This is a genomic window from Clostridium pasteurianum DSM 525 = ATCC 6013 (assembly GCF_000807255.1).
In the GTDB taxonomy this organism is placed as follows: Bacteria; Bacillota; Clostridia; order Clostridiales; family Clostridiaceae; genus Clostridium_I; species Clostridium_I pasteurianum.
Genome location: NZ_CP009268.1, coordinates 25,352 through 46,524 on the forward strand (window position 1 = coordinate 25,352; position 21,173 = coordinate 46,524).

Annotated in this window: 17 protein-coding genes, 6 tRNA genes and 1 other RNA gene; 15 read left to right on the top strand and 9 right to left on the bottom strand. The window is 26.3% G+C overall.

Going from position 1 to position 21,173, the window contains the following annotated elements; translation table 11 throughout:
- Window positions 1–143 precede the first annotated feature (143 nt).
- Genes CLPA_RS00105 through CLPA_RS00115 form a run of 3 tightly spaced genes read right to left on the bottom strand, consistent with a single transcriptional unit; the run spans window position 144 to window position 3,454 of the window.
- Window positions 144–1,442: an ABC transporter permease gene (locus tag CLPA_RS00105; protein WP_004455611.1), complete on the bottom strand. Its 1,299-nt coding sequence runs from the start codon at window positions 1,440–1,442 to the stop codon at window positions 144–146.
- 19 nt (window positions 1,443–1,461) lie between these two features.
- Window positions 1,462–2,784 carry an ABC transporter permease gene (locus CLPA_RS00110; RefSeq protein WP_004455613.1) on the bottom strand — a complete coding sequence of 441 codons (1,323 nt, stop codon included), beginning with the start codon at window positions 2,782–2,784 and terminating at the stop codon, window positions 1,462–1,464.
- On the bottom strand, window positions 2,774–3,454 hold the full coding sequence (locus tag CLPA_RS00115; protein ID WP_004455614.1) for an ABC transporter ATP-binding protein: 681 nt from the start codon (window positions 3,452–3,454) through the stop codon (window positions 2,774–2,776). The genes CLPA_RS00110 and CLPA_RS00115 overlap by 11 nt, the downstream gene beginning before the upstream one ends.
- Window positions 3,455–3,889: 435 nt before the next feature.
- Here CLPA_RS00115 and CLPA_RS00120 point away from each other — a divergent pair.
- The 4 genes from CLPA_RS00120 (at window position 3,890) to CLPA_RS00135 (ending at window position 6,139) form a co-directional block, all read left to right on the top strand.
- A tRNA-Ser gene (locus CLPA_RS00120) sits at window positions 3,890–3,980 on the top strand.
- A 28-nt stretch (window positions 3,981–4,008) separates the two neighbouring features.
- A tRNA-Ser gene (locus CLPA_RS00125) sits at window positions 4,009–4,099 on the top strand.
- 115 nt (window positions 4,100–4,214) lie between these two features.
- A tRNA-Arg gene (locus CLPA_RS00130) sits at window positions 4,215–4,291 on the top strand.
- Window positions 4,292–4,570: 279 nt separating this feature from the next.
- On the top strand, window positions 4,571–6,139 hold the full coding sequence (locus CLPA_RS00135) for a DUF5050 domain-containing protein (protein ID WP_004455615.1): 1,569 nt from the start codon (window positions 4,571–4,573) through the stop codon (window positions 6,137–6,139).
- Between the two features lie 365 nt (window positions 6,140–6,504).
- Here the strand turns inward: CLPA_RS00135 and CLPA_RS00140 are convergent, their stop codons facing one another.
- The gene (locus CLPA_RS00140; protein WP_004455619.1) at window positions 6,505–8,229 is read right to left on the bottom strand and encodes a ferredoxin hydrogenase; all 1,725 of its coding nucleotides are present in this window, start codon (window positions 8,227–8,229) and stop codon (window positions 6,505–6,507) included.
- A 472-nt stretch (window positions 8,230–8,701) separates the two neighbouring features.
- Window positions 8,702–9,592 (bottom strand): phosphatidylserine decarboxylase, encoded by an 891-nt coding sequence (locus CLPA_RS00145; protein ID WP_004455620.1) that lies wholly within the window; start codon window positions 9,590–9,592, stop codon window positions 8,702–8,704.
- A gap of 247 nt (window positions 9,593–9,839) precedes the next feature.
- Between CLPA_RS00145 and CLPA_RS00150 the strand changes: the two genes are divergently transcribed.
- From CLPA_RS00150 to CLPA_RS00160, 3 genes are all read left to right on the top strand, one after another.
- The gene (locus CLPA_RS00150; RefSeq protein WP_004455621.1) at window positions 9,840–10,412 is read left to right on the top strand and encodes a TetR/AcrR family transcriptional regulator; all 573 of its coding nucleotides are present in this window, start codon (window positions 9,840–9,842) and stop codon (window positions 10,410–10,412) included.
- 267 nt (window positions 10,413–10,679) lie between these two features.
- On the top strand, window positions 10,680–12,215 hold the full coding sequence (locus tag CLPA_RS00155; RefSeq protein WP_004455622.1) for a spore germination protein: 1,536 nt from the start codon (window positions 10,680–10,682) through the stop codon (window positions 12,213–12,215).
- 19 nt (window positions 12,216–12,234) lie between these two features.
- The gene (locus CLPA_RS00160; RefSeq protein WP_004455623.1) at window positions 12,235–13,386 is read left to right on the top strand and encodes a Ger(x)C family spore germination protein; all 1,152 of its coding nucleotides are present in this window, start codon (window positions 12,235–12,237) and stop codon (window positions 13,384–13,386) included.
- A 39-nt stretch (window positions 13,387–13,425) separates the two neighbouring features.
- Here the strand turns inward: CLPA_RS00160 and CLPA_RS00165 are convergent, their stop codons facing one another.
- Together CLPA_RS00165 and CLPA_RS00170 are read right to left on the bottom strand one after the other, a co-directional pair.
- Window positions 13,426–15,027, bottom strand: coding sequence for an ABC1 kinase family protein (locus CLPA_RS00165; protein ID WP_004455624.1), 1,602 nt, complete (start codon window positions 15,025–15,027; stop codon window positions 13,426–13,428).
- Between the two features lie 69 nt (window positions 15,028–15,096).
- Window positions 15,097–15,390, bottom strand: a complete 294-nt coding sequence (locus CLPA_RS00170) for a phasin family protein (RefSeq protein ID WP_004455625.1) — start codon at window positions 15,388–15,390, stop codon at window positions 15,097–15,099.
- 209 nt (window positions 15,391–15,599) lie between these two features.
- Here CLPA_RS00170 and CLPA_RS00175 point away from each other — a divergent pair.
- The 4 genes from CLPA_RS00175 (at window position 15,600) to CLPA_RS00190 (ending at window position 17,066) form a co-directional block, all read left to right on the top strand.
- Window positions 15,600–15,676: transfer RNA gene (locus CLPA_RS00175), tRNA-Arg, on the top strand.
- A 176-nt stretch (window positions 15,677–15,852) separates the two neighbouring features.
- Window positions 15,853–16,296 carry a nucleoside deaminase gene (locus tag CLPA_RS00180; RefSeq protein ID WP_004455626.1) on the top strand — a complete coding sequence of 148 codons (444 nt, stop codon included), beginning with the start codon at window positions 15,853–15,855 and terminating at the stop codon, window positions 16,294–16,296.
- 99 nt (window positions 16,297–16,395) lie between these two features.
- Window positions 16,396–16,484: transfer RNA gene (locus CLPA_RS00185), tRNA-Ser, on the top strand.
- A gap of 99 nt (window positions 16,485–16,583) precedes the next feature.
- The gene (locus CLPA_RS00190) at window positions 16,584–17,066 is read left to right on the top strand and encodes an HD domain-containing protein (protein WP_004455627.1); all 483 of its coding nucleotides are present in this window, start codon (window positions 16,584–16,586) and stop codon (window positions 17,064–17,066) included.
- A gap of 177 nt (window positions 17,067–17,243) precedes the next feature.
- Here CLPA_RS00190 and lgt read toward each other — a convergent pair whose 3' ends face one another.
- Window positions 17,244–18,011 carry a prolipoprotein diacylglyceryl transferase gene (lgt, locus tag CLPA_RS00195; RefSeq protein ID WP_004455629.1) on the bottom strand — a complete coding sequence of 256 codons (768 nt, stop codon included), beginning with the start codon at window positions 18,009–18,011 and terminating at the stop codon, window positions 17,244–17,246.
- A 214-nt stretch (window positions 18,012–18,225) separates the two neighbouring features.
- Between lgt and CLPA_RS00200 the strand changes: the two genes are divergently transcribed.
- Both CLPA_RS00200 and CLPA_RS00205 read left to right on the top strand, forming a co-directional pair.
- Window positions 18,226–18,441: a hypothetical protein gene (locus tag CLPA_RS00200; protein WP_004455631.1), complete on the top strand. Its 216-nt coding sequence runs from the start codon at window positions 18,226–18,228 to the stop codon at window positions 18,439–18,441.
- Window positions 18,442–18,463: 22 nt separating this feature from the next.
- Window positions 18,464–18,742 carry a spore coat protein gene (locus tag CLPA_RS00205; protein ID WP_004455632.1) on the top strand — a complete coding sequence of 93 codons (279 nt, stop codon included), beginning with the start codon at window positions 18,464–18,466 and terminating at the stop codon, window positions 18,740–18,742.
- Window positions 18,743–19,039: 297 nt separating this feature from the next.
- On the opposite strand, the gene CLPA_RS00210 is transcribed toward CLPA_RS00205, so the two are convergent.
- Complete coding sequence (locus CLPA_RS00210; RefSeq protein WP_004455633.1) at window positions 19,040–20,329, bottom strand: transposase; 1,290 nt, start codon at window positions 20,327–20,329, stop codon at window positions 19,040–19,042.
- A 262-nt stretch (window positions 20,330–20,591) separates the two neighbouring features.
- On the opposite strand from CLPA_RS00210, the gene CLPA_RS00215 reads away from it, so the two are divergent.
- Together CLPA_RS00215 and ffs are read left to right on the top strand one after the other, a co-directional pair.
- A tRNA-Ser gene (locus CLPA_RS00215) sits at window positions 20,592–20,681 on the top strand.
- 11 nt (window positions 20,682–20,692) lie between these two features.
- An RNA gene (gene ffs, locus CLPA_RS20205) (signal recognition particle sRNA large type) lies at window positions 20,693–20,957 on the top strand.
- The last annotated feature ends 216 nt before the right edge of the window (window positions 20,958–21,173 follow it).

Sequence of the window (21,173 nt, forward strand, 5' to 3'; positions counted from 1 at the left end):
TAATGGGAAATACATGAATGTAATAGTTACATTCTATTAAACCTATATTTTAAGTTTAATAAAATAAATGAGTAAAGATAGTTTTGTATCTTTACTCATTTATTTTTGTGGAATATATTATTTGAATATCTATAATGTTACATTTATTCAAATCTTAAAGAGTCTACGGGGTTTAATTTTGCTGCTTTTCTAGCAGGAATAATGCCTGCAATCATGGCAACTACAATTGTAAATAATATTGTAAATACTATAGTAGATAATCTTATATCTATGATTTTCATACCTTCTTCAAATCCAGCTATTTGTTTCATAACAAGTACCTTATCAACAATAGTTCCTATTATTAAGGCTATTATGCTGCCAAAAGCTGCACCTATAAAACCGAGACTTCCAGATTGTACTACAAACATTCTCCTTATATTTTTTCTTGAGGCTCCCTGTGCTTTCATAATTCCTATGGATTTAGTCTTTTCATATACAGCCATAGACATTGTATTGATAACACCTATAGATGCAACTAAAAGAACTATTACTCCCGCAGCTGTTAAAAGAACTTTAACTATAGTCATCATATTATTCATTTGGTTTACATAGCTGATTTGAGATTGGGTTGTATAACCTGATTTTTTGATAGAATCATCTACTTTAGAAACATTGTCCATAGAATTAGCTTCAATTTGTGCATTGGTATAACCTTTTTTATTCAAATAATCTGTTGAATTCATATAGTAATCTTGAACTTTTGAAGCCAATTCATCTGATGCAGTAATTATATTTCCACCATTTTTAAAAGCCTTATTAACAACGCCGGATATTTCTACTTTTAAAACAAGAGGATCTTTTTGGGGTAAGCCTTCTATTTTGGGAAAACTAACTTTTATTTCCATAGTATTTCCAATGATACTTTTATAATCTTTTATTCCAAGTTTATTTAATAAGCCTTGACCTATGAGTATAGAATTACTATCATTTTTTTCTATAATCCTTCCTGCAATAATAGGATTAGAACCATATTTTTTAACTTTTTTCTTATCAGCTTTAATCTCATTTTTTTCTCCTGTGGTAAATATAGAAAAATCTAAATTATTACCTACTATGTCAACATTTTTAGCTGTCTTATTTTCTAGATTAATTTCTGTAGCTCTAGTATCTATAGATGCTGTTATTTCTGAAACTCCATTTATATTTTTAAATTTATTGAGATTGTCAATATCTATCTTTTTAATCTTAGAATCATTTCCAGAATTATTTAAGGATATGGTTCTAAAAGAATCTACTTGTTTTATTTGATCATTGCTTATGGTCTGAATGCCTTGACCAAGTCCTGCCATTACAATTACAAGAAGAGCACCAACTCCTATACCAAAGCAGGTAAGAGTAGTACGCAATTTTCTTTTATTAAGGTCACTAAAAGCCATTTTTATACAATCAACTAATTTCATTACAAATCACCTTCCTATCTTATGAGTTTAATGCTTTTACAGGATCCATTTTTGATGCCTTTATGGATGGATAAATACCTGCTATTATAGATATCAAGATTGAAAATGCCAAGGCGCCTAGTAAAAGCCAAGAAGGAATAGCAAAATTAATTGTTTCTTTTATATCTTTACTTTGGAGAAATAATTTTAATGCCAATTGAATAATATTTATGTTTATAACACTAAAAATCAATCCAAATATACCACCTATAAATCCTATTATTCCTGACTGCATTAAGAATATGCTGTGTATATTATTTCGATTTGCACCTATAGATTTCATAATTCCTATAGATTTAGTTCTTTCATAAATAACCATTATCATAGTATTTATAGTACCTACTGATGCAACAAATAATACTATAAGGCCTAAAACTGCTAGAATTACTTTTATTATTTTAAAGGAATTTTTAATTTGATCTACCATTTCTTGATAGCTTGAAGAATAGTACCCTAGACTTTTTATTGAGTTTGATATATGTGATATATCATTCATATCTTTGGAATGTAAATCTACAGCTTCATATCCAATATTATCAATATAGTTCTCTTGAAGAGAATAGTAGCTTTTTATCTTATTGGCTACATCAATTGATGTAACTAAGGTATCTTTAGTCTCAAATTTATCATTTATAATTCCAATTACTTTTACTTTAACTTCAAGTGGGGAAATAGTTATATTGGGGTTTTCTGTTTTATTTTCAATTATGGTTATATCTTTTCCAATAATGCTTTTATAATCTTTTATACCCATACTATTAAGATAATTTTTACCTATAAGTATTGAATTTTTATCGGAGTTATTTAAATTTCTTCCTGCTACTATAGGATTTAAATTATTGTTATTATTATCTTTTCTTACAGATTGAATTGAATCATTACTAAAAATACTATTATTATTATATAAACCTACTATTTTGGTATCATTTTTGCTTTCAGTATTATCTATTTTAATACTTTTAATAGGATTAGTTATAGTAGCTTTTATTTCAGTTACTCCAGATATATTAGAAAATTTTTGTATTGCTGTAGCATCAATTTTTTTATACATTGAATCCATATCTAATTCTGAGAAATCAGTGTTTTCCATATCGAAATATTTCATATTTATAACAGTTACTTTTTTTAGAGAAGCGTTATTTTGAAATTTACTTAAAATAAGATTTTCTCCAGAAGTTCCAAGACTAACAAGAGTAACTATAAGCATAATACCAACTGCAATTGCAAGGGAAGTAAGAAATGTTCTCAGCTTTCTTCTACTAAGATCCCTTGATGCTAATTTTAATCCATCGTTAAATTTCATCTTTTGATACCTCCTGAACTTGTCCGTCTTTTATTTTTATTACTCTTTTGGAATTTCTAGCTTCATCCATGTTATGTGTAACCATAATTATAGTATAACCTTTTTTATTTAGATCCTTTAGCAAGTTCATTATTAATTCGCCATTTTTAGAATCAAGATTTCCGGTAGGTTCATCAGCAAAAATTATTTTTGGTTCATTTACTAAGGCTCTTGCAATACTTACTCTTTGCCTCTGCCCACCAGACATTTCATTAGGTTTATGTTTAATCTTATCACCTAATCCAACCATTTCCAGAGCTTTTTTTGCCTTTTCTTTTCTTTCTCTTCCACCTACACCTGCAAAGATAAGAGGCATCATAACATTTTCTAGGGCTGTTTGAGTATTTTCAAGATTAAAGGCTTGAAATACAAAGCCTATGGTTTCATTTCTATATTTAGACATATATTTATCTTTTAATTTACTTATGTCTTTACCATCAACATAAACATTTCCAGAGGTAGGTGTATCGAGGCCCCCTACAAGATGCATAAGAGTAGATTTACCAGAACCAGAAGGACCTACTATAGATACAAATTCACCATCATTTATGGTTATATTCACATCATTTAATGCAGTAACTATTTCCTTTCCCATTTTATATTTTTTTGAAACATTTTTAACTTCTATCATAATTTATACCTCCATAATTAATTTATTATTTTATATGTTTTTAGTTTATATATAAATAAAAGTTTTATAATACATATAGTGTTATATTTAAATAGTACACTACAAAAATCATTATGTCAATAGTTCTTATACTATAAAATTATTATCATAATATTTCTGTTTCTTAACCATATAGACGATAATTAAATAAGATATCCCATGAACTTTTATAATTTATAGTAATTTTAATTCAAATGAATTCAAATCAATTAAGTGGTAATGTTCTATCGTTATATTAGCTATTAAAAAATTTAGACTTTCAACTAATAGATATATGGATAAAGCTATATATGCAAAGTAAATAATCATTTTTGTTTTTAAGATAAATAAAATAATTTAAAAAAAGTATTGACATGGTATGTACTCACTGATATAATAATACATGTTGTGAGACGTGGAAAGATGGTCGAGTTGGTTTAAGGCACCGGTCTTGAAAACCGGCGTGCGAGTGATCGTACCTAGGGTTCGAATCCCTATCTTTCCGCCATTTTGATTTAAAAAAATTTTGAGGGCATGGAGAAATACTCAAGTGGCTGAAGAGGCGCCCCTGCTAAGGGCGTAGGGCGGGTAACCGTCGCGAGGGTTCAAATCCCTCTTTCTCCGCCAGTAAAACATCTAACAGAGGTTAGGTGTTTTATGTTTTTAAAACAATAATTAATTTTAGGTATTAAGTAAATTTGCATTTTTTTTTATGATATGATAGAATATTAATGTTAAATGTGCGTTAGTAGCTCAGTTGGATAGAGTAGCTGGCTACGAACCAGTTGGTCGGGGGTTCGAATCCCTCCTGACGCACCAGTGAACCGTTGAAACTACTAAGTTTTAACGGTTTTTTTATTTTATTATTATTTTCAATTCTTTTTATAGTATCCTCTTATAAGATTATTTAAATTTAATAATTCTTTTTTAAAATACTCAATATAGATTTTATGCGTACTGTGCTTAATTTTTTATACATTTATATATTTTTTAATTTTTTGAAACATTTATTTTTACTTTATTTTTAATTGAATTTAATATGTTATTATAAAAGCTAAGCATATAATTTGTAAATATAATTTTTGAAAGGAGATAATAATGTACTGTACAAAATGTGGTACTAAAAATCCAGAAGATGCAAAATATTGTTATGAATGTGGTGTTAAATTAAAAAATAATAATATAGTAAAGGATAATTATGAAGTAATTAATAATAAAATAATAAAGATATATAAAAGTAATGAGAATAATAGAGAAAGTAAGAATATAGGTGCTATTTCAAAAATAAATGAAATTAATAATAAAACGAAGAGACCAGAAAAAAGTAGCCTTATACATAAATTGTATAAAATTAAAATATTGCCTGTAAATATAATGTATAAACCTAGTATCATAGGTATAATAATTATTTTAGCTATAATTTTATTTCTAACCTATACAGTAAGTTATAAATTATTAGTAAATAATAAGTCAAATAATACTGAAAAGGTTAGTATAAAAAGTGAAAATTTAATTGATAAAGCTGGTAATTTACCTAGTAATATTATAAATGGGGGAATCATATCAGAAAGCAATAATTGGATTTATTATAATGATTCAGATGGATTGTATAAGATGAGAAGTGATGGCTCATCAGTTATAAATATATGCAACGACAATGCTAATTATATAAATGTAGTACGCGATTATATTTATTATGTAAATGTATCTGATGGAAACTCAATATATAAAATAAAAAACGATGGTACTTCAAGAGAAAGGATACTTTCAACCTATGCAAAGAGCATTAATATTTTAGGGGATTGGATCTACTATTGCAAAAGTACTGAAAATGGATTGAATTTTAGATTATATAAGATAAAAAAAGATGGTACTAATAATGTTAAGCTAATTGATGATAGTATTATAGATGGAAATTTTACTATAGTAAATAATCTTATGTATTATAAAATTAATTCTCAAGATGGAGGGGAATCTCTATATAGTTCTAAGCTAGATGGTTCACAACAACATAAGTTATGTGATAATGTGGATCAATTTAATATCAATGAAAAAAATATATACTATTATACTTCCATAAATAATAGTGGATTATTTAAAATAAATTTAGATGGTAGTAATAAAGTTAAATTATCAGATGATGTTATAGATTCAATTAATATGAGTAAAGATAATATATATTACACGGTTGATCAACATATAAATAAAATTTTATATAGTATAGATCTAAATGGTAAAAATAAAATTAAATTATCTGAAGCTAATGATTTTATAAATTTAAATACATCAAAAAATTTGTTGTTTTATATGGACAATACTTCAGACAATTATTCTATAAAAAGTATAGATATTTCTAACATCTCAAAAGTTGATGATCCTCAAAATAAAATTGATATTAAAGAAAAGAATGGAGACTTTATTTTACCTAATAGCAATACAACAAAATTAAAAGAGGAAGATTTAAAAAATCTAACGAAGGATCAACTTATATTAGCAAGAAATGAACTTTTTGCAAGACATGGATATATATTTAATACGCCCGAATTTAAGGAATATTTTGAATCAAAAACATGGTATCATCCAAATTCGTCTTTTAATGGAGAACTTAAAGATAATATAGAAAAATATAATTTTAATTTAATTAAAAAAATTGAGGATTCAAAATAATCTATAAAATTTATGTTATGATATTTTGTTGTAAAAAAAGAAAATGTACCCTAAGGAGTCCCTGTTTCTTTAGGCACATTTTCTTTTTTATTATTGAAGTAATAATTTGTAAAGATTAGTAAGAAAATAGTATATTAAATAATAAATTTAGTATTATTTAAAAAAAGTTATTATAAAAAATTAAAGGATTATATTTTTGTTAGATTGTGTAAAATATTGATGTATTTCAAAAATGTATTATAATACAGCTTGATAAAAATTTAACAGATATAGTACAGTTTTTGTTGCATTTATAATAAAAACAGCATTATGAAAAAACAATATTTTCATAATGCTGTTTTTATTTTTATTTTCAAATAATAAATTTATTTTTTATATTTAAAGTGTAATATTTCATGGGCACGACCTTCACCTGGTTTGCCAAAATAATTTTGATACATTTTAACTAATGCAGTATTTTCATGAGATTTTCTCTTGGAAAGATGTTCATCCTGATTATACAATACAGAAGCTCTTACTTTTTTTATGTCTACTTTTTCTAAATCTTTTGGGTTTACATGAGGCTGTCCACCACCATTTACACATCCTCCATGACAAGCCATTACTTCTATGAAATGATATTGTTTTTCGTTAATCATACCAGATTTCATAAACTTAAATAAATTTGAAGCACCATTTATAACAGCTACATTATATTTGTTGTTATTTATTTCTACTTCAGCTTCTTTTATACCATTTAATCCTCTAACTTGCTTATATTCTATATCTTCAAGTTCAGCGTTTTCAGCAAAGTCTTTTGCACTTCTTAAAGCTGCTTCCATAACTCCGCCAGTTGCACCAAATATGGCACCAGCACCGCTGTATTCTCCCATAGCAGGGTCTGCTTCGCTATCTTCAAGTTTAGCAAATGGTATTTTAGCATCTTTAATCATTTTTGCTAATTCTCGAGTAGTTATAACAGCATCTATATCTCTTAGGCCGTCTTTTTCCATTTGTGGTCTATCTGCTTCAAATTTTTTTGAAGTACAGGGCATAACTGTTACAGTAAATACATTCTTTGGGTCAAGACCAGATATAGAAGGATAATAAGTTTTACTAGCAGTACCAAAAATTTGTTGAGGTGATTTAGCTGATGAAAGATTATTTAGTAATTCAGGATAATAATTTTCAGCTTGTCTTACCCAACCTGGGCAGCAAGATGTAAACATTGGGAAAGGTCCATTATTCTCTATTCTTTGAACTAATTCTGTAGCCTCTTCCATAATTGTCATATCTGCTCCGAAGTTTATATCGAATATTTTATCAAATCCAAGCTGTCTTAAAGCAGTATAAATTTTTCCTGTTACGTCAACGCCAAATCCCATATTAAAAAGTTCACCTATAGAAGCTCTGACAGATGGAGCCATAGCTACTATTACATGTTTTTCAGGGGCATTTAAGGCATTTTTTACTCTATCCATGTGTGATTTTTCCGATAATGCTGCTACTGGACAGGCGATTATACATTGACCACATAATAGACAATTAGTATCATCAAAGCATTTTTCATCCTCTGCTCCAATTATAGTTTTACCATTTTTGTTTAAAAATTTCATTGCATAGGTTTCAGTATTTTTTCCACAGGCATTAACACATCTTCCACATAATAAGCATTTTGTCCTATCTACAGTTAATGATTTACTTCTTTCATCTACATATTCAGTCTTATCTTTAGGTAAAAATGGTTTAGAAGCTCTTGCTTTATATTTTATAACAAGTTTTAAGAATTCACAGTTTTCTCTTCTATTGCAAGGACCACATTTGAATTCATGTATGTCTAATAATTGAGATATTCTAGATTTAATTTTTTCGTTGACAGCATCGGAATTTGTGTTTATAATCATACCATCCTCAATTAATGTATCACAGGCTGTTACTAATCCAGTACCCTCTACCTCTACAGTACATATTTCACACTTATTTATGTCATTATTACAATTATTTAAAAAACACAGTGCAGATATATCAATATTGTTGTCTCGTGCAAATTTTAATATAGTAGTGTCTTCATCAGTATTAAACTGTACACCATTTATAATTATTGTTTTCATATCTAGCCTCCTAGATTTAATTTTAAGATCTTTATTTAATTTAACAGCAACGTTTTCAGAAAAATTTTACAGTTAACTATTTATAAATAATGGTTTATGATTCACTTTTTATTATTTAGTAAAATTTTAAAATAGCTTTTAAATATGAATGAAAATTTATATTTAAAAAACAATGTGAAAATATTCACAATTATTTTAAAAAAATACTGCCATGAAAAATAATGATCCTTTCAATTATAAATTTTACAAAACTTAATGGTTTTTTGCAACTACTAAATCTATAATATTATAAAAAATATATAATAGATTAAATATACAATATTATAATGTAAAAAAATTGCATTAATTGTGAGGATTTAATAATCATATATAGAAATTGAAAATAAAATTTACTCAATGCATAACAAAAAATTATAGATATAATATTATATCTATAATTAATCACTAAATATTATAAGATATGTATAATATATTAATTAAGTTTTGTTCCTATTCGTTCTCCCATTAACACCTTTGTTTCAATACCAAGTTTTGATTCAGTAAGTATATCTTCATCTATGATTACTTTGTTGTGTTCCAAAAAAAGTACTATAGTTGAACCACCAAATTTAAAATAACCTTTTTCCATACCTTTTAAAACCTTTTTATTTGGCATATAAGTCTGAATTATCGAACCAACGCAAGTAGCACCTATTTCTACGTAAAGTATTTTTCCAAAATTATCAGAATTAAATATGCTCCATTCTCTTTTATTTTGACAAAATAAGTTGTTTATTTTATTTAAGGCTATAGGATTAACAGAATAATAGTTTCCTTTAATTTTAATAGTAGATTCACAGATACCGTTGTCTAAAAAATGAAATCTATGATAGTCTGTAGGGCATAGCCTTGCAATAATACAAGTGCCTTTTTCATAGGTTTTAGAAATAGAATCATTTTGTATAAGATCATTAAGTTTATAAGTTATTCCTTTTACTTGTATTATATTATTCATATTTATATTATTATAAACTATTATTTTACCATCACAAGGAGAGATAAGGAAATTCTTATTATCAGCAATAGGCCTAGAAGATTTTATTAGCTTTCTTGAAAAAAAATCATTAAAAGATTTAAAATCATTAAAGGATTTTTCACTATGAGACATATTAATATTGAAATCAGTTGCAAATTTTTTTATCTTATAACTGCTTATTTTTGAATTACAATAAAGACCATAAATTTTAGAAAAAAGTTTTTTCTTAATAAATTTTTCTAAAATTGTCATTCCAACGGGGGAATTATAAGTCCAATTTAAATACTTTTCTCCAGCTATTTTTTCTATTTCATAATTTTTAGTTTTTCTATTATAATATTTAATCATTTTTATAAGTCCTCATTAATTTTATTTTATTATTTTGCAGATATGCTTAATTTTATGAATATAAAAATTTAAAAAATGGTATTTAATGTCAATATGGAAAAATTATAAAAATATGTTGTTATATATTTTTTTAATAGTATAATTTAAATATAAAATGAGATTATAGTTATAGTCAACTAATTTATAAGAAATTTGATTTAACAAATTAATAATAAGTAATATGTTTCAGTTGATTTGGAGTGATTTTATGAATAAAACCAAAGATAATATTTTTTACTCTGCAATTAAAGTTTTTTCCAATAATGGATATAATGGAGCTACTATGGATGAAATAGCTAGTAATGCAGGTGTTGCCAAGGGAACTTTATATTATCATTTTAAAAGTAAAGAAGAGATATTTAAATATATAATTGAGGAAGGGGTTAATCTCATGAAAAATGAGATTGATGAAGCAACTGATAAAGAAAAAACCGCACTTGAAAAATTAAAAGCAGTATGCAGAGTTCAATTAAATTTAATATATAAAAATAGAGATTTTTTTAAAGTTATTGCCAGTCAGCTTTGGGGTAAAGAGCTTAGACAGTTAGAACTCAGAGATATAATGAGAAATTATGTTGTTCATATTGAAGAGTTTGTAAAGGATGCTATGGAAGCAGGTTCTATTAAAAAGGGAAATTCTTTATTTGTGGCCTATGCATTTTTAGGAACATTATGTTCAGTATCACTTTATGAAGTAATAAATGCAGAAAATGATAATATTAATAATACCATTGAAAATTTAATGAATTATATATTAAATGGTATAGGATTACAAAATTAGTTATTCGATTGATATTTACTTGAAATATTTAGATACTATGGAATATAAAATTATATATAAAAAATTAATAAAATAACAGGTTTAGTGGAAATATAATTATAAATGATGATGTTTCCGTTAAGTCTGTTATTTTTTATTATATTTAGTTTTTTAATTATATATTATAAAAGATTCCTATAAATAATAATATGTTTATTTAGATAACTATATAATTTGATTTTAATCAAAGATCTATAAAATGAATTATAAGAAGGAGTAATTATGAATATGAAAAAAATAAAAGATTTTTTTTCATTAAATGAACCAGAAAATTTTGATAATAATCTTTTGAGTTATAGCGTGATAAAAAACAATAATGAAAAAAAATATAATAATCAAAAATTATTTAAAACACTTGAACAAAATGAACAATATTTAAAAAGTATTTTTAATAATTGCTATGATTTAACTATAAGAAAAATATCATTATATAATGAGAATAAAGGTAAAATTGCAATTGCTTATTTAAATGAATTTACTACAGAAAAATTAATTAATGATAGTATAATAAATAAATTTCCACTAAATTTAAGTGCTCAAAATGATATAGAAGAATCAATAAAATATACTCTTGCAATAAATGATAATAATATTTGTGAAAATTTTGCTCAATGTATAGATGCTATTCTTGATGGAAATGTAATTATTTTTTCAGATATGTTAAACAAAGCATTTATAGAAAATATTAAAAGCCCTCCTGAAAGATCTATTGAAGAACCAAATATTGAAAGTACAATAAGAGGGCCTAGAGAAGGATTCACAGAATCAATGTCTAAAAACATAATTCTTTTAAGGAAAAAAATTAAAAATATAAATTTAAAGACTGAAAAACACACAATTGGAAAAAATGTAAAGTCTAATATTGTCATATGTTATATGGAAGACGCTGTTGATAAAAAAATATTGGAAGAAGTTAAGGCAAGGATTAGAAAAATAAATATAGATACGTTTGCATCTAATTATGTTTTAGAAGCTATTTCTGATGATAAGTTTTCTTTAGTACCAACAATTTTTAAAACTGAGAGACCAGATGTAGCAGCATCTAAATTATTAGAAGGTAAAATTCTTATTCTTGTAGATAATACTCCAATTGTACTATCAATACCAGCGTTATTTGTAGAATTTATGCAAGCTAGTGATGACTATTATACAAATTATATACCAGCTACTTTAAATAGATGCTTTAGATATATAGGTCTAATGATAACACTTACATTGCCAGGTATATATGTTGCTTTAGTAACTTTTCATCATGAGCTTATACCAACTCCATTCATTACAACTATAATAAAGGCTCGAGCTGGAATACCTCTTCCCTCCATGTGGGAATGTTTTTTAATGCTTTCAGCTTATGAAATAATAAGGGAGGCAGGTCTTAGAATACCAAAAACAATTGGTCAAACTGTAAGTATAGTGGGAACTTTAATTCTTGGAGAGGCTGCAGCAAGAGCTGGCATAGTAAGTGAACCCATGATAATTGTGGTTGCCTTTGTAGGAACAGCCCTTTATACTATTCCATCTCCGGAATTAAATTCAATGATTCTTTTTATTAGATATATTATATTGCTTTTAGGAGGCGCTTTGGGGATTTTTGGTGTTCTCTGTGGTTTATTATTTTTAATCACATATATGACATCTAGACGTTCTTTTGGGGTTCCTTATATGTATCCAATAATGCCATTTAGTTTAAAAAGAAATGAAGATGTTATTGTTAGAACACCTATAGAAAAATTGGATAAAAAAATGAAATTATTTAGAAGATAAAAATATTTGGAGAAGATCTATGAAAAAGATTTTTAATAAATTTATTATAATGTTATTAATATTATCTATGCCTACTATAAGTTTTACAGGTTGCAAAGATGCTACAGAAATAGAAAAATTAGCAGTTATATTAGCTGTAGGATTTGATGTGACCAGTGATAATGATTATCAAGTTAGCATTGAAATTATGGATAGTAGTACTCTAATTTCAAAAGGCAGGCAGACAATTACCTATTGTGCAAAAGGAGAAACTGTTTTTAAAGCGATAGATAATATTTATAAAAATATAGGACAAAAATTTAATTATGCTCATATACAATATATAGTTATTGGAGATAATATGGCGAAAAAAGGAATAGCATCTATTATAGATTTTTCTTTAAGATATAATCAAATAAGACCTACTATACCTTTTTTAGTTACAAATGGAGAAGCTAGAGACATTATAGAAACTAACATTTGTACTAATGTTATACCTGCTATATCTGTAACAGATTTATTGAATTTGCAAAGAAATAGGGGAGAAACCATATATACTACTAATTTGGATTTTGTAAATAGTATAGCACATGGATCTAGATCAACCACTTGTGGTTTAATTAATATTGATAAACATAAATTGGATACACATGTTAATTATAATTTAAGTGGTGCAGCTGTATTCAATAAAGATAAACTTGTAGGATATTTATCTACTAGAGAAACAGTAGGATTAAATTGGATTCGTGGAGATATAAATAGATATATAGTAATGATAGAGTATCCTGAAAATTATAAGATAAGCTTAGATGTTACAGATTCCTCTTCGAATACAGATATAGATATGAGTGAAAATAATAATGTAAATATAAAAGTTAATATTAAGTCAAGATCTTCCATTAGAGAAATGACTGGAATGGTAGATCCTAATAAAAATCCAAGTATTATGGATATACTTTCTAAGAGACAAAATGAAATTATTTATAATGATGCTTATTTAGTAATAAATAAAGCACAAAGAGATTTTCAACTTGACATATTTGATTTTGGAAACACTATAATGAGAAAATATCCTAATCAATGGGATTATATGAAGAATAATTGGAATGATGCTTTTAAGAATATGAAAATAGATATTAATGTTGACTCTAGAGTTAATAAAACGGGAGTACTTTCCAAGCCACCAATATAATTTCTGTTGCAGAGGATAAAAGAACAATTTTACTTATAATTATAAAGTGCCAGATCTTAATATTGATATTAATAGATAAAATCCCATTAAAGCGGCTATCATAAATCCACTTATTCCAATAATTGAAATATCATGTAGTTTCGGACCTATATTTGTTCTAAGTATTAGAGAAGAACCAATAATCATTGAAGAAATAATAATAGCGAAAACCATCCTATTAACCATTCTATTTAAATCTTTGATAGGTTTTTGCAAATTATTATGTTGTAATTGTATTTTGGCTCTTCCTCTAATTATACTTTCAGAAAGTTCTACAAACTTTGATGGAAATTCAGAAGAACTTTTTACAAATTTAAATCCATTTAATAACAAATTATCAAAATCAAAGTTCCTAAAAAATAGATTTTGATTTTGAGATTTTACATAAGGTATTAATACATCCACAATAGATAATTCGGGAGATATTCTTGCAATTACACCCTCTATCATAAGTGTACTTTTTAATAACATTGTAAGTTCTTTTGGAAGTTTTATGTTATTATTTTTTGAAATTTGAAAAATTTCTTGAAGCATAACTGAAATTTTTATGTTTTTCAAAGAAACAGATATATAGTTATCAAATAGATATTCTATAGACTCGTAAAGTGAATTTCTATTTACATAACCTTTTTTTACTCCTATAGACATAATTACAGAAATCATTTTATTTACATCATGATAGGCAACAGCAAGTATTGCATCATTTAAAGAAATTTTTAATGATTTTGAAATTGTACCCATTATTCCAAAATCAATATAGCATATATGATTTTCCCTTATAAGCAGGTTGCCTGGATGAGGATCTCCATGAAAAAAGCCATCTTGAAATACTTGTTTAAAATATGAAAGTGTAAGTTTTTTACCTAGTTCTTCTAAGTCATAGCCTTCATTTAAAAGCTTTTTTAAATTATCTATTTTTATACCTACTATTTTTTCCATAACAATTATTTTTTCAGTGCACAATTTATCAATGGTATACGGAGTACGTACAAATTTAACATCCTCATTCAATTTTTTAAACTTTTTTATGTTGTTTATTTCATTTATAAAATCTAATTCTTGAGTAGTAGATATAAATAATTCGTCTATGGCCTCCTTTGGATCTATCAATGCATCTGTAAATTTAGTTTTTGTTATATTTAATAACTTTTTTATTATAGATAAATCTGTTTTCATCATTTCAGCTATTCCTGGACGTTGAATTTTTACAATAACAAATCTACCATCTTTTAAAATAGCATCATGAACCTGAGCAATAGAAGCAGAGCCTATGGGAGTTTTATCAAAGTATAAGAATGTATTATCAATTGTGCTACTTAATTCTTCAAAAAATAGATTTTCTATGTCGATAAAATTCTCAGGAGGAACATTATTTTGCAATTTAGATAATTCTTTTATATAAGGCAAGGGTAATAAATCTGGTCTTGTGCTCAAAATTTGTCCTATTTTTATAAAGGTAGGACCCAATTCTTCAAAAGCTTTTCTTAAATTTTCAGGTGACTTTTTATTGCCATTTAACTTTGAATCCACAATAAATCCAAATCCATAATAAGCTAAAACTTTAACTATCTCCTTTAATCTATATACGGAATTCCTATGCATATTTTATTTCTCCTCTTAAAAATAAAAGCCCTAACAAATAAGTTTGGGCCTAATACAACTAAAAAGTTATTATTTAAGTTTTTCTTCAAGTTTGCTAAGTCTATTTTTAATATCCAAAATTTCATCTTTGGTTGCGAAATTAGCGTCCTTTAATATGTCTACAATATCTTTTTTAGTTACAGGTTTAAGTTTTTCACTTTTTGATATAATATCATTTTTTAATTCTTCAGATAATTCTTTACCTTCATCAATAGTCAATTTACCTTTTTCAACCATCTCATCAATGATTTTAGAGGCTTTTTCATAGGTGTAGGCAGCTGAACCAAGACCAGCAAGAAGTGCCTTTTTTAATTGGTCTACCATTATATACACCTCCAGTATACAAATTTTATAATATAATCATATCAAATAAATAAATAATTGTAAATTCATGATTATTAAAAAACTTTTAATATATATTATGTTCAATATGTGAGAAAATATATAGTTTTTATAGATATATTTATTAAATAAAAATTAATTTGAATTGACATTATTTTTAAAGTATAATAAAATACTAGAGTAAAAGTTATGCACCTATAGCTCAGCAGGATAGAGCGGTGGTTTCCTAAACCATGTGTCGGAGGTTCGAATCCTCTTAGGTGCACCAAAATTAAGAACCATAACAAATTATTTTTATATTTTAAATTAAATTCTTATAATTATTTTATTTATCACCAGTTAAAGTTTTCTGGTGTTTTTTGTTTTATAATTTAAATGTATTAGTTATAATATATTATGTAAATAATATAAATTGTTAAAAATAACTTAATTATAGGAGAATTTATGGAAGAAGTATACATAAATCATGCATTAAAAGAAGCGGAGAAAGCTAAAGATATTGGAGAGGTACCAGTTGGAGCCATTATAGTTAAAGATAATATAATATTAGCCAGAGCACATAATCTTAAAGAAAAATTGAAGGATTGTACAGCTCATGCGGAAATATTAGCAATAAAAAAAGCCTCTAAAATATTAAATAATTGGAGATTGAATAATTGTGAAATGTATATTACTTTAGAACCATGTCCTATGTGTGCTTCAGCAATTGTTGCTTCTAGAATTAAAAGAGTTTATATAGGTACTTTTGATCCTAATATAGGAGCATGTGGCTCTGTAGTTAATATACTTCAAAATGAATATTTGAAGTATAATGTAGATGTTAGATGGTTATATTCAGAAAATTGTAGTAAAATTGTTACAGACTTTTTTAAAGATAGAAGAAAATAGGTTGTGGATTTTAAAATATTTAGTTGAGATTTATAGTTATAGAATAGTATAATATATTAAGTATTTTAATTTATGTAAACTATTTTATATATTTTACTTGGAGGAGTATCGAAGTGGTCATAACGAGCTGTACTCGAAATACAGTTGTCCTCAAGGACACGTGGGTTCGAATCCCACCTCTTCCGCCAAAAAAGTGAAATTAAATATTTCATGTTTTTTTATATTAAAAGTTTTTATTTAATTTGATATAATATTAAATAAAAACTTTTGTGATGAGGTATTGATAAATGGTAGATAAAATAATTGAGAGTATGATTGATTATTTTGGAAATGATGTTCGTAGAATTAATCATGCATTAAAGGTGTATTCATTCGCTAGATGTATAGGTAAGCTAGAAAAATTAGATAGAGATAAACAAACAATTTTAGAAATCTCAGCAGTTTTACACGATATAGGAATAAAAATAAGTGAAGAAAAGTATAATTCATCTTCGGGAAAATATCAAGAATTAGAAGGCCCTGGTATTGCTAGACATATATTAGAAAAATTTCATATCAATGATGACAAGTTAAATAGAATTTTGTATATTATAGGTAATCATCATAGTTATTCTAAAATAGATGGCATAGATTTTCAAATATTGGTGGAATCTGATTTTTTAGTTAATATATTTGAAGATTGCTTAGATAAAAATTCTATAGAAAGTATAAAAATTAAATATTTTAAGACAAATGCTGGAATAAAGTATATAAATACTATGTATGAATAAAATAATATTCATTAAGTATGAGAAGGATTCTAGTTTATACTAAAAATTAGACCCTACATATTATAATAAAAAAGCTGTCTCACAGTGCATAATTCATTGTAAGACAGCTTTTTTTATTATAATTTCAAAGCAATAAAGAATAAATATTAAACATATTTTTATTGGTAAAGAAATATATTATTTAAAAATATTATTTTTTTTATATGTAATTAATAAAAATATTATCCAAATTATTATTCCTATTAAGCTTATCAGTTGAGCAACTCTAATAGATCCTAACATTAAACTATCTGTTCTTAAACCTTCTATAAAAAATCTTCCAATGGAATACAGACCAATATATGTGAATATTACAAGACCTGTTTTCTTTGTATTCTTTAATAATATTAATAATATTAAAAATACAAATAAGTTCCATATAGATTCATATAAAAACGTAGGATGATAATAGATACCATTTATATACATACCATTTTGTATAAAATTAGGAAAATGTTTTATAAAATCATAAGAAACTGGACCTCCATGGGCTTCTTGATTAAAGAAATTTCCCCATCTGCCAATAGCTTGAGCAAGAATTATTGATGGTGTAGCTACGTCAGCGAATTTCCAAAAATTAAGTTTTTTATAATATGTATACAGATAAGCAGTTATTAAACCAGTAATAACACCTCCATGTATAGCTAAGCCACCTTGACGTGTATTAAAGATTTCTATTAAATTATTTTCATAATAATTAAAATTAAATATTACATAGTATAATCTTGCTCCTATTACAGCCAAGGGTAAAGATATTAAAATAATATTAAATAGTTCATCATAATTCACATCTTTAATTTTTGATGTAAAACGAGCAATTATTATAGCAATTAACATGCCACAAGCAATTAATATACCATACCAACGTATAGATAGACCTAGTATTGTAAATGCTATTGGATTCATTTTATCACTTCCTTGTATTTATTTAATATTCTATTTAATTTAATAATATTGTTTCAAAGAGAATTTTAAAATATAACTATAAGATAAATTAACATAATTATATCAGAAAAATAAAATTTTCTATAATAAATTGCTTTTATTTTGATTATATTTTGTTTAGAACAGGGGAAAGATAATTTAGAAATAAAATATTAAAAATAATGGAGGCTATATTATGAATTCAACAGCTACTGCTTCAAAACCAATAGAAGCTAACAATTTAAAAGTAATAAAAGATGAAATTGGATATGAATTATTAATGAATAAAAAATTTCGTAAATATGCAGATTGTTGTAATGACTCACAGCTTAAATCTTTATGTACAGAAGCAAGTAACGTGCACAGAGAAAATTTTAATAGCTTAAAAACCTATCTTGACTCACATCAGTAATTAAATAAGGAGGTATAAATTTATGGAGAGCAATGGTAATTTTACTGAAAAAGAAATGATGGAAGATTTATTAGCTACAGAAAAACAGGTGATATCTTCATACAGTACAGGTATAACAGAAACATCTTGTACCAATTTAAGAGGTACACTTATGAATAATTTTAGGGGTGCTCAAGATATACAATATAAAATATTTGATGCCATGAAACAAAGAGGATGGTATCCTATAAAGGATGCCCCTGAAAATGAAGTTCAACAACTGAAAACTGAAGCTACTCAAATGGTAAGTGAATTGAGATAATATGATAATAATGTCAAGATAACACTTTAAGTTTTCTTGACATTATTATATTTTTATCAAATTTTTATATTGTTTGAAGCTGATACATATATAATATTATATTAATAACCTAGATTTCGTACAAATATAAGACTTATATTTTCATATATTTGCCTGTTATTATTTTGTATAATATTCCTTAGTTTTCTATTTATTAAGGCGTAGCCTGTTGGAATAATATAGAAAGTTTAAAAATGGCAATACTAAAAATACTTTAAAATAAGTTTCCAATTTTTATTACATTATTTTACTTTGAGCTTAAATATTAAAACTAAGTTGTGTATATCTAGGACCACAGATTGCGTCAGCAATAAGCTGTGATAGCCTTGTCATTGATGGAATATTTACATTAATTCCATTGCTAGTTCTTTTAACAAATGCTTTTATGTTACCAATACTTTTGACTAGAACTCTTACACCTACACGCTCAAGTTTCGTTTCCCGAAGAATCGTTGACTTAAAAGAACTTATAATGTTGTGTGTTATAAATACTAGCCATAAGAAACCATAAATACCATAGAACTTTGATGTTCTAAGATTCTTTATGTGGTATACATTTTTAACTATTTTAAAGAAAGCTTCTATAGTTTGACGTTTATTATAAAAATGGAATATTTCAACTGCACTCATTTCTTTAGCACTGATATTTGTGATAAGTAGAGAGTATTTCAATTTCCCTTTTTTAGATAATGTCTGAACTATAATATACCTAACTTTATTGATTTGAGGAAGTTCATAAACCCAGACAGCCTCATCGGCTTTATCATATTCTGAGAAAGGTATATCTTTTGCCAAATTTTTAGCTTTAACAGTAGAATATCCTTTGGTAACAAATTTTAAATTAGGAATTGAACGTAGTTTCTCAATATTTTCTGCTGAACCAAAACCACTATCAGTTCTTAATATTAAATTACCATTATGAACTTTCTCATTGTACTTAGATAGTATAGATTTTAATAAATCATCATAGTGATCAGTACAATGGGCACTCCCTGAATCTAGGATCATTGCTACTGTTTCGGAGTGCTCACCAGTAAATGCGGCAGCTAGTTGATAGCCACTTTGGTTTTTCTTTTTAGGGAAATACCCTTTTTGAGCTAATTCAAAAGTTTTACCATTTGCAATTAGACCTGTTTGATCACAGTCTACGACTATACTAGTATGGGTAAAAATTGAACTGCTGTTATTCATAAAAATCTTATGATGTATATCTTGAAGCTGAATTATACTATCAGAATCAAAACGTGTAAGTAACAAATTAATCTGCGATTGATCTGGAATTGTATCCATACCAAACATATTGGCAGAAAGCTTTTCTACAGAAAGTTTTTCATTTATGTCTTTAGTGGTTTCACAGCCAATGACTATGGACATCATAGTAGTTATAAGCTTTTGATACACGGAATATTTTACTTTCTTCATCTTAAGTTTAAAGTCTTCAAAGGGCTTGAAAAAGTTCATTTTTAAGCCAAATTGCATAACTGCAACTAACCAAATGGAAGTAGTTTCTTCTTTACAATTATCTCGATTAAAGCTAATATTATTCATGTGGATGATACCTGCCTTTCTTGATTTTTGTTGGTAAGAAAATTATACTTTAAGGCTCGGTATTATCCACTATTTATTTTTTGGAAACTATTTTATGGAAATTGCTAATGTTTCGTTTGTACGAAACTTAGGTAATAACAAGATTTTAAAAATATATATTTCTTAGAAATGTTTTATAATAGTAATTTTTATTCTAATATTTTCTTATTGACTAAGTAAATTTAAAAGTATATAATATATTTCGTGACGTTAATTACGTTTTGGAGAGATGTCCGAGCGGTTTAAGGAGCACGCCTGGAAAGCGTGTGTTGGGGAAACTCAACCGGGGGTTCGAATCCCCCTTTCTCCGCCATTAAAACTTTGTTGTGCTAGATGGGGAGTTAGCGGTGCCTTGTAACCTGCAATCCGCTATAGCAGGGTTGAAGTCCTTGCTGAGGTCTTAATTTGTGAGGTCTGCCTTATATAAGTGGTGTTGAGAGCTTGGTCCCACGCAACGAAAATTCACGAACTCCGTCAGGTCCGGAAGGAAGCAGCGGTAAGTGGACACTTTCGTGTGCCGTGGAACAACCTGGTTTGAGCTAACTGTATAAGTAACGCTTATGAATTAGGATCGACGCAAGGTGCACAACATTTAATTTAATAAAATGTGAAATTTTGAGATGCAGTTAGCATCTTTTTTTGTTATATAACTAATATTAATAATGTAGTATAATGTTTATGGATATTATTTACTATAAATTTAATATTTATAAATATTAAATTTATAGTTCTATATAGGTTTTATTATAAGCATTTTTAGCTTTATAAAAATAAGACTTAAGATGATATTAATAAAATATATTTG

Excerpts from the sequence above, each read along its gene's own strand:
- CLPA_RS00105 (WP_004455611.1), bottom strand. The coding sequence starts at position 1,442 with ATGAAATTAGTTGATTGTATAAAAATGGCTTTTAGTGACCTTAATAAA.
- CLPA_RS00110 (WP_004455613.1), bottom strand. The coding sequence starts at position 2,784 with ATGAAATTTAACGATGGATTAAAATTAGCATCAAGGGATCTTAGTAGA.
- CLPA_RS00115 (WP_004455614.1), bottom strand. The coding sequence starts at position 3,454 with ATGATAGAAGTTAAAAATGTTTCAAAAAAATATAAAATGGGAAAGGAA.
- CLPA_RS00135 (WP_004455615.1), top strand. The coding sequence starts at position 4,571 with ATGTACTGTACAAAATGTGGTACTAAAAATCCAGAAGATGCAAAATAT.
- CLPA_RS00140 (WP_004455619.1), bottom strand. The coding sequence starts at position 8,229 with ATGAAAACAATAATTATAAATGGTGTACAGTTTAATACTGATGAAGAC.
- CLPA_RS00145 (WP_004455620.1), bottom strand. The coding sequence starts at position 9,592 with ATGATTAAATATTATAATAGAAAAACTAAAAATTATGAAATAGAAAAA.
- CLPA_RS00150 (WP_004455621.1), top strand. The coding sequence starts at position 9,840 with ATGAATAAAACCAAAGATAATATTTTTTACTCTGCAATTAAAGTTTTT.
- CLPA_RS00155 (WP_004455622.1), top strand. The coding sequence starts at position 10,680 with ATGAAAAAAATAAAAGATTTTTTTTCATTAAATGAACCAGAAAATTTT.
- CLPA_RS00160 (WP_004455623.1), top strand. The coding sequence starts at position 12,235 with ATGAAAAAGATTTTTAATAAATTTATTATAATGTTATTAATATTATCT.
- CLPA_RS00165 (WP_004455624.1), bottom strand. The coding sequence starts at position 15,027 with ATGCATAGGAATTCCGTATATAGATTAAAGGAGATAGTTAAAGTTTTA.
- CLPA_RS00170 (WP_004455625.1), bottom strand. The coding sequence starts at position 15,390 with ATGGTAGACCAATTAAAAAAGGCACTTCTTGCTGGTCTTGGTTCAGCT.
- CLPA_RS00180 (WP_004455626.1), top strand. The coding sequence starts at position 15,853 with ATGGAAGAAGTATACATAAATCATGCATTAAAAGAAGCGGAGAAAGCT.
- CLPA_RS00190 (WP_004455627.1), top strand. The coding sequence starts at position 16,584 with ATGGTAGATAAAATAATTGAGAGTATGATTGATTATTTTGGAAATGAT.
- lgt (WP_004455629.1), bottom strand. The coding sequence starts at position 18,011 with ATGAATCCAATAGCATTTACAATACTAGGTCTATCTATACGTTGGTAT.
- CLPA_RS00200 (WP_004455631.1), top strand. The coding sequence starts at position 18,226 with ATGAATTCAACAGCTACTGCTTCAAAACCAATAGAAGCTAACAATTTA.
- CLPA_RS00205 (WP_004455632.1), top strand. The coding sequence starts at position 18,464 with ATGGAGAGCAATGGTAATTTTACTGAAAAAGAAATGATGGAAGATTTA.
- CLPA_RS00210 (WP_004455633.1), bottom strand. The coding sequence starts at position 20,329 with ATGAATAATATTAGCTTTAATCGAGATAATTGTAAAGAAGAAACTACT.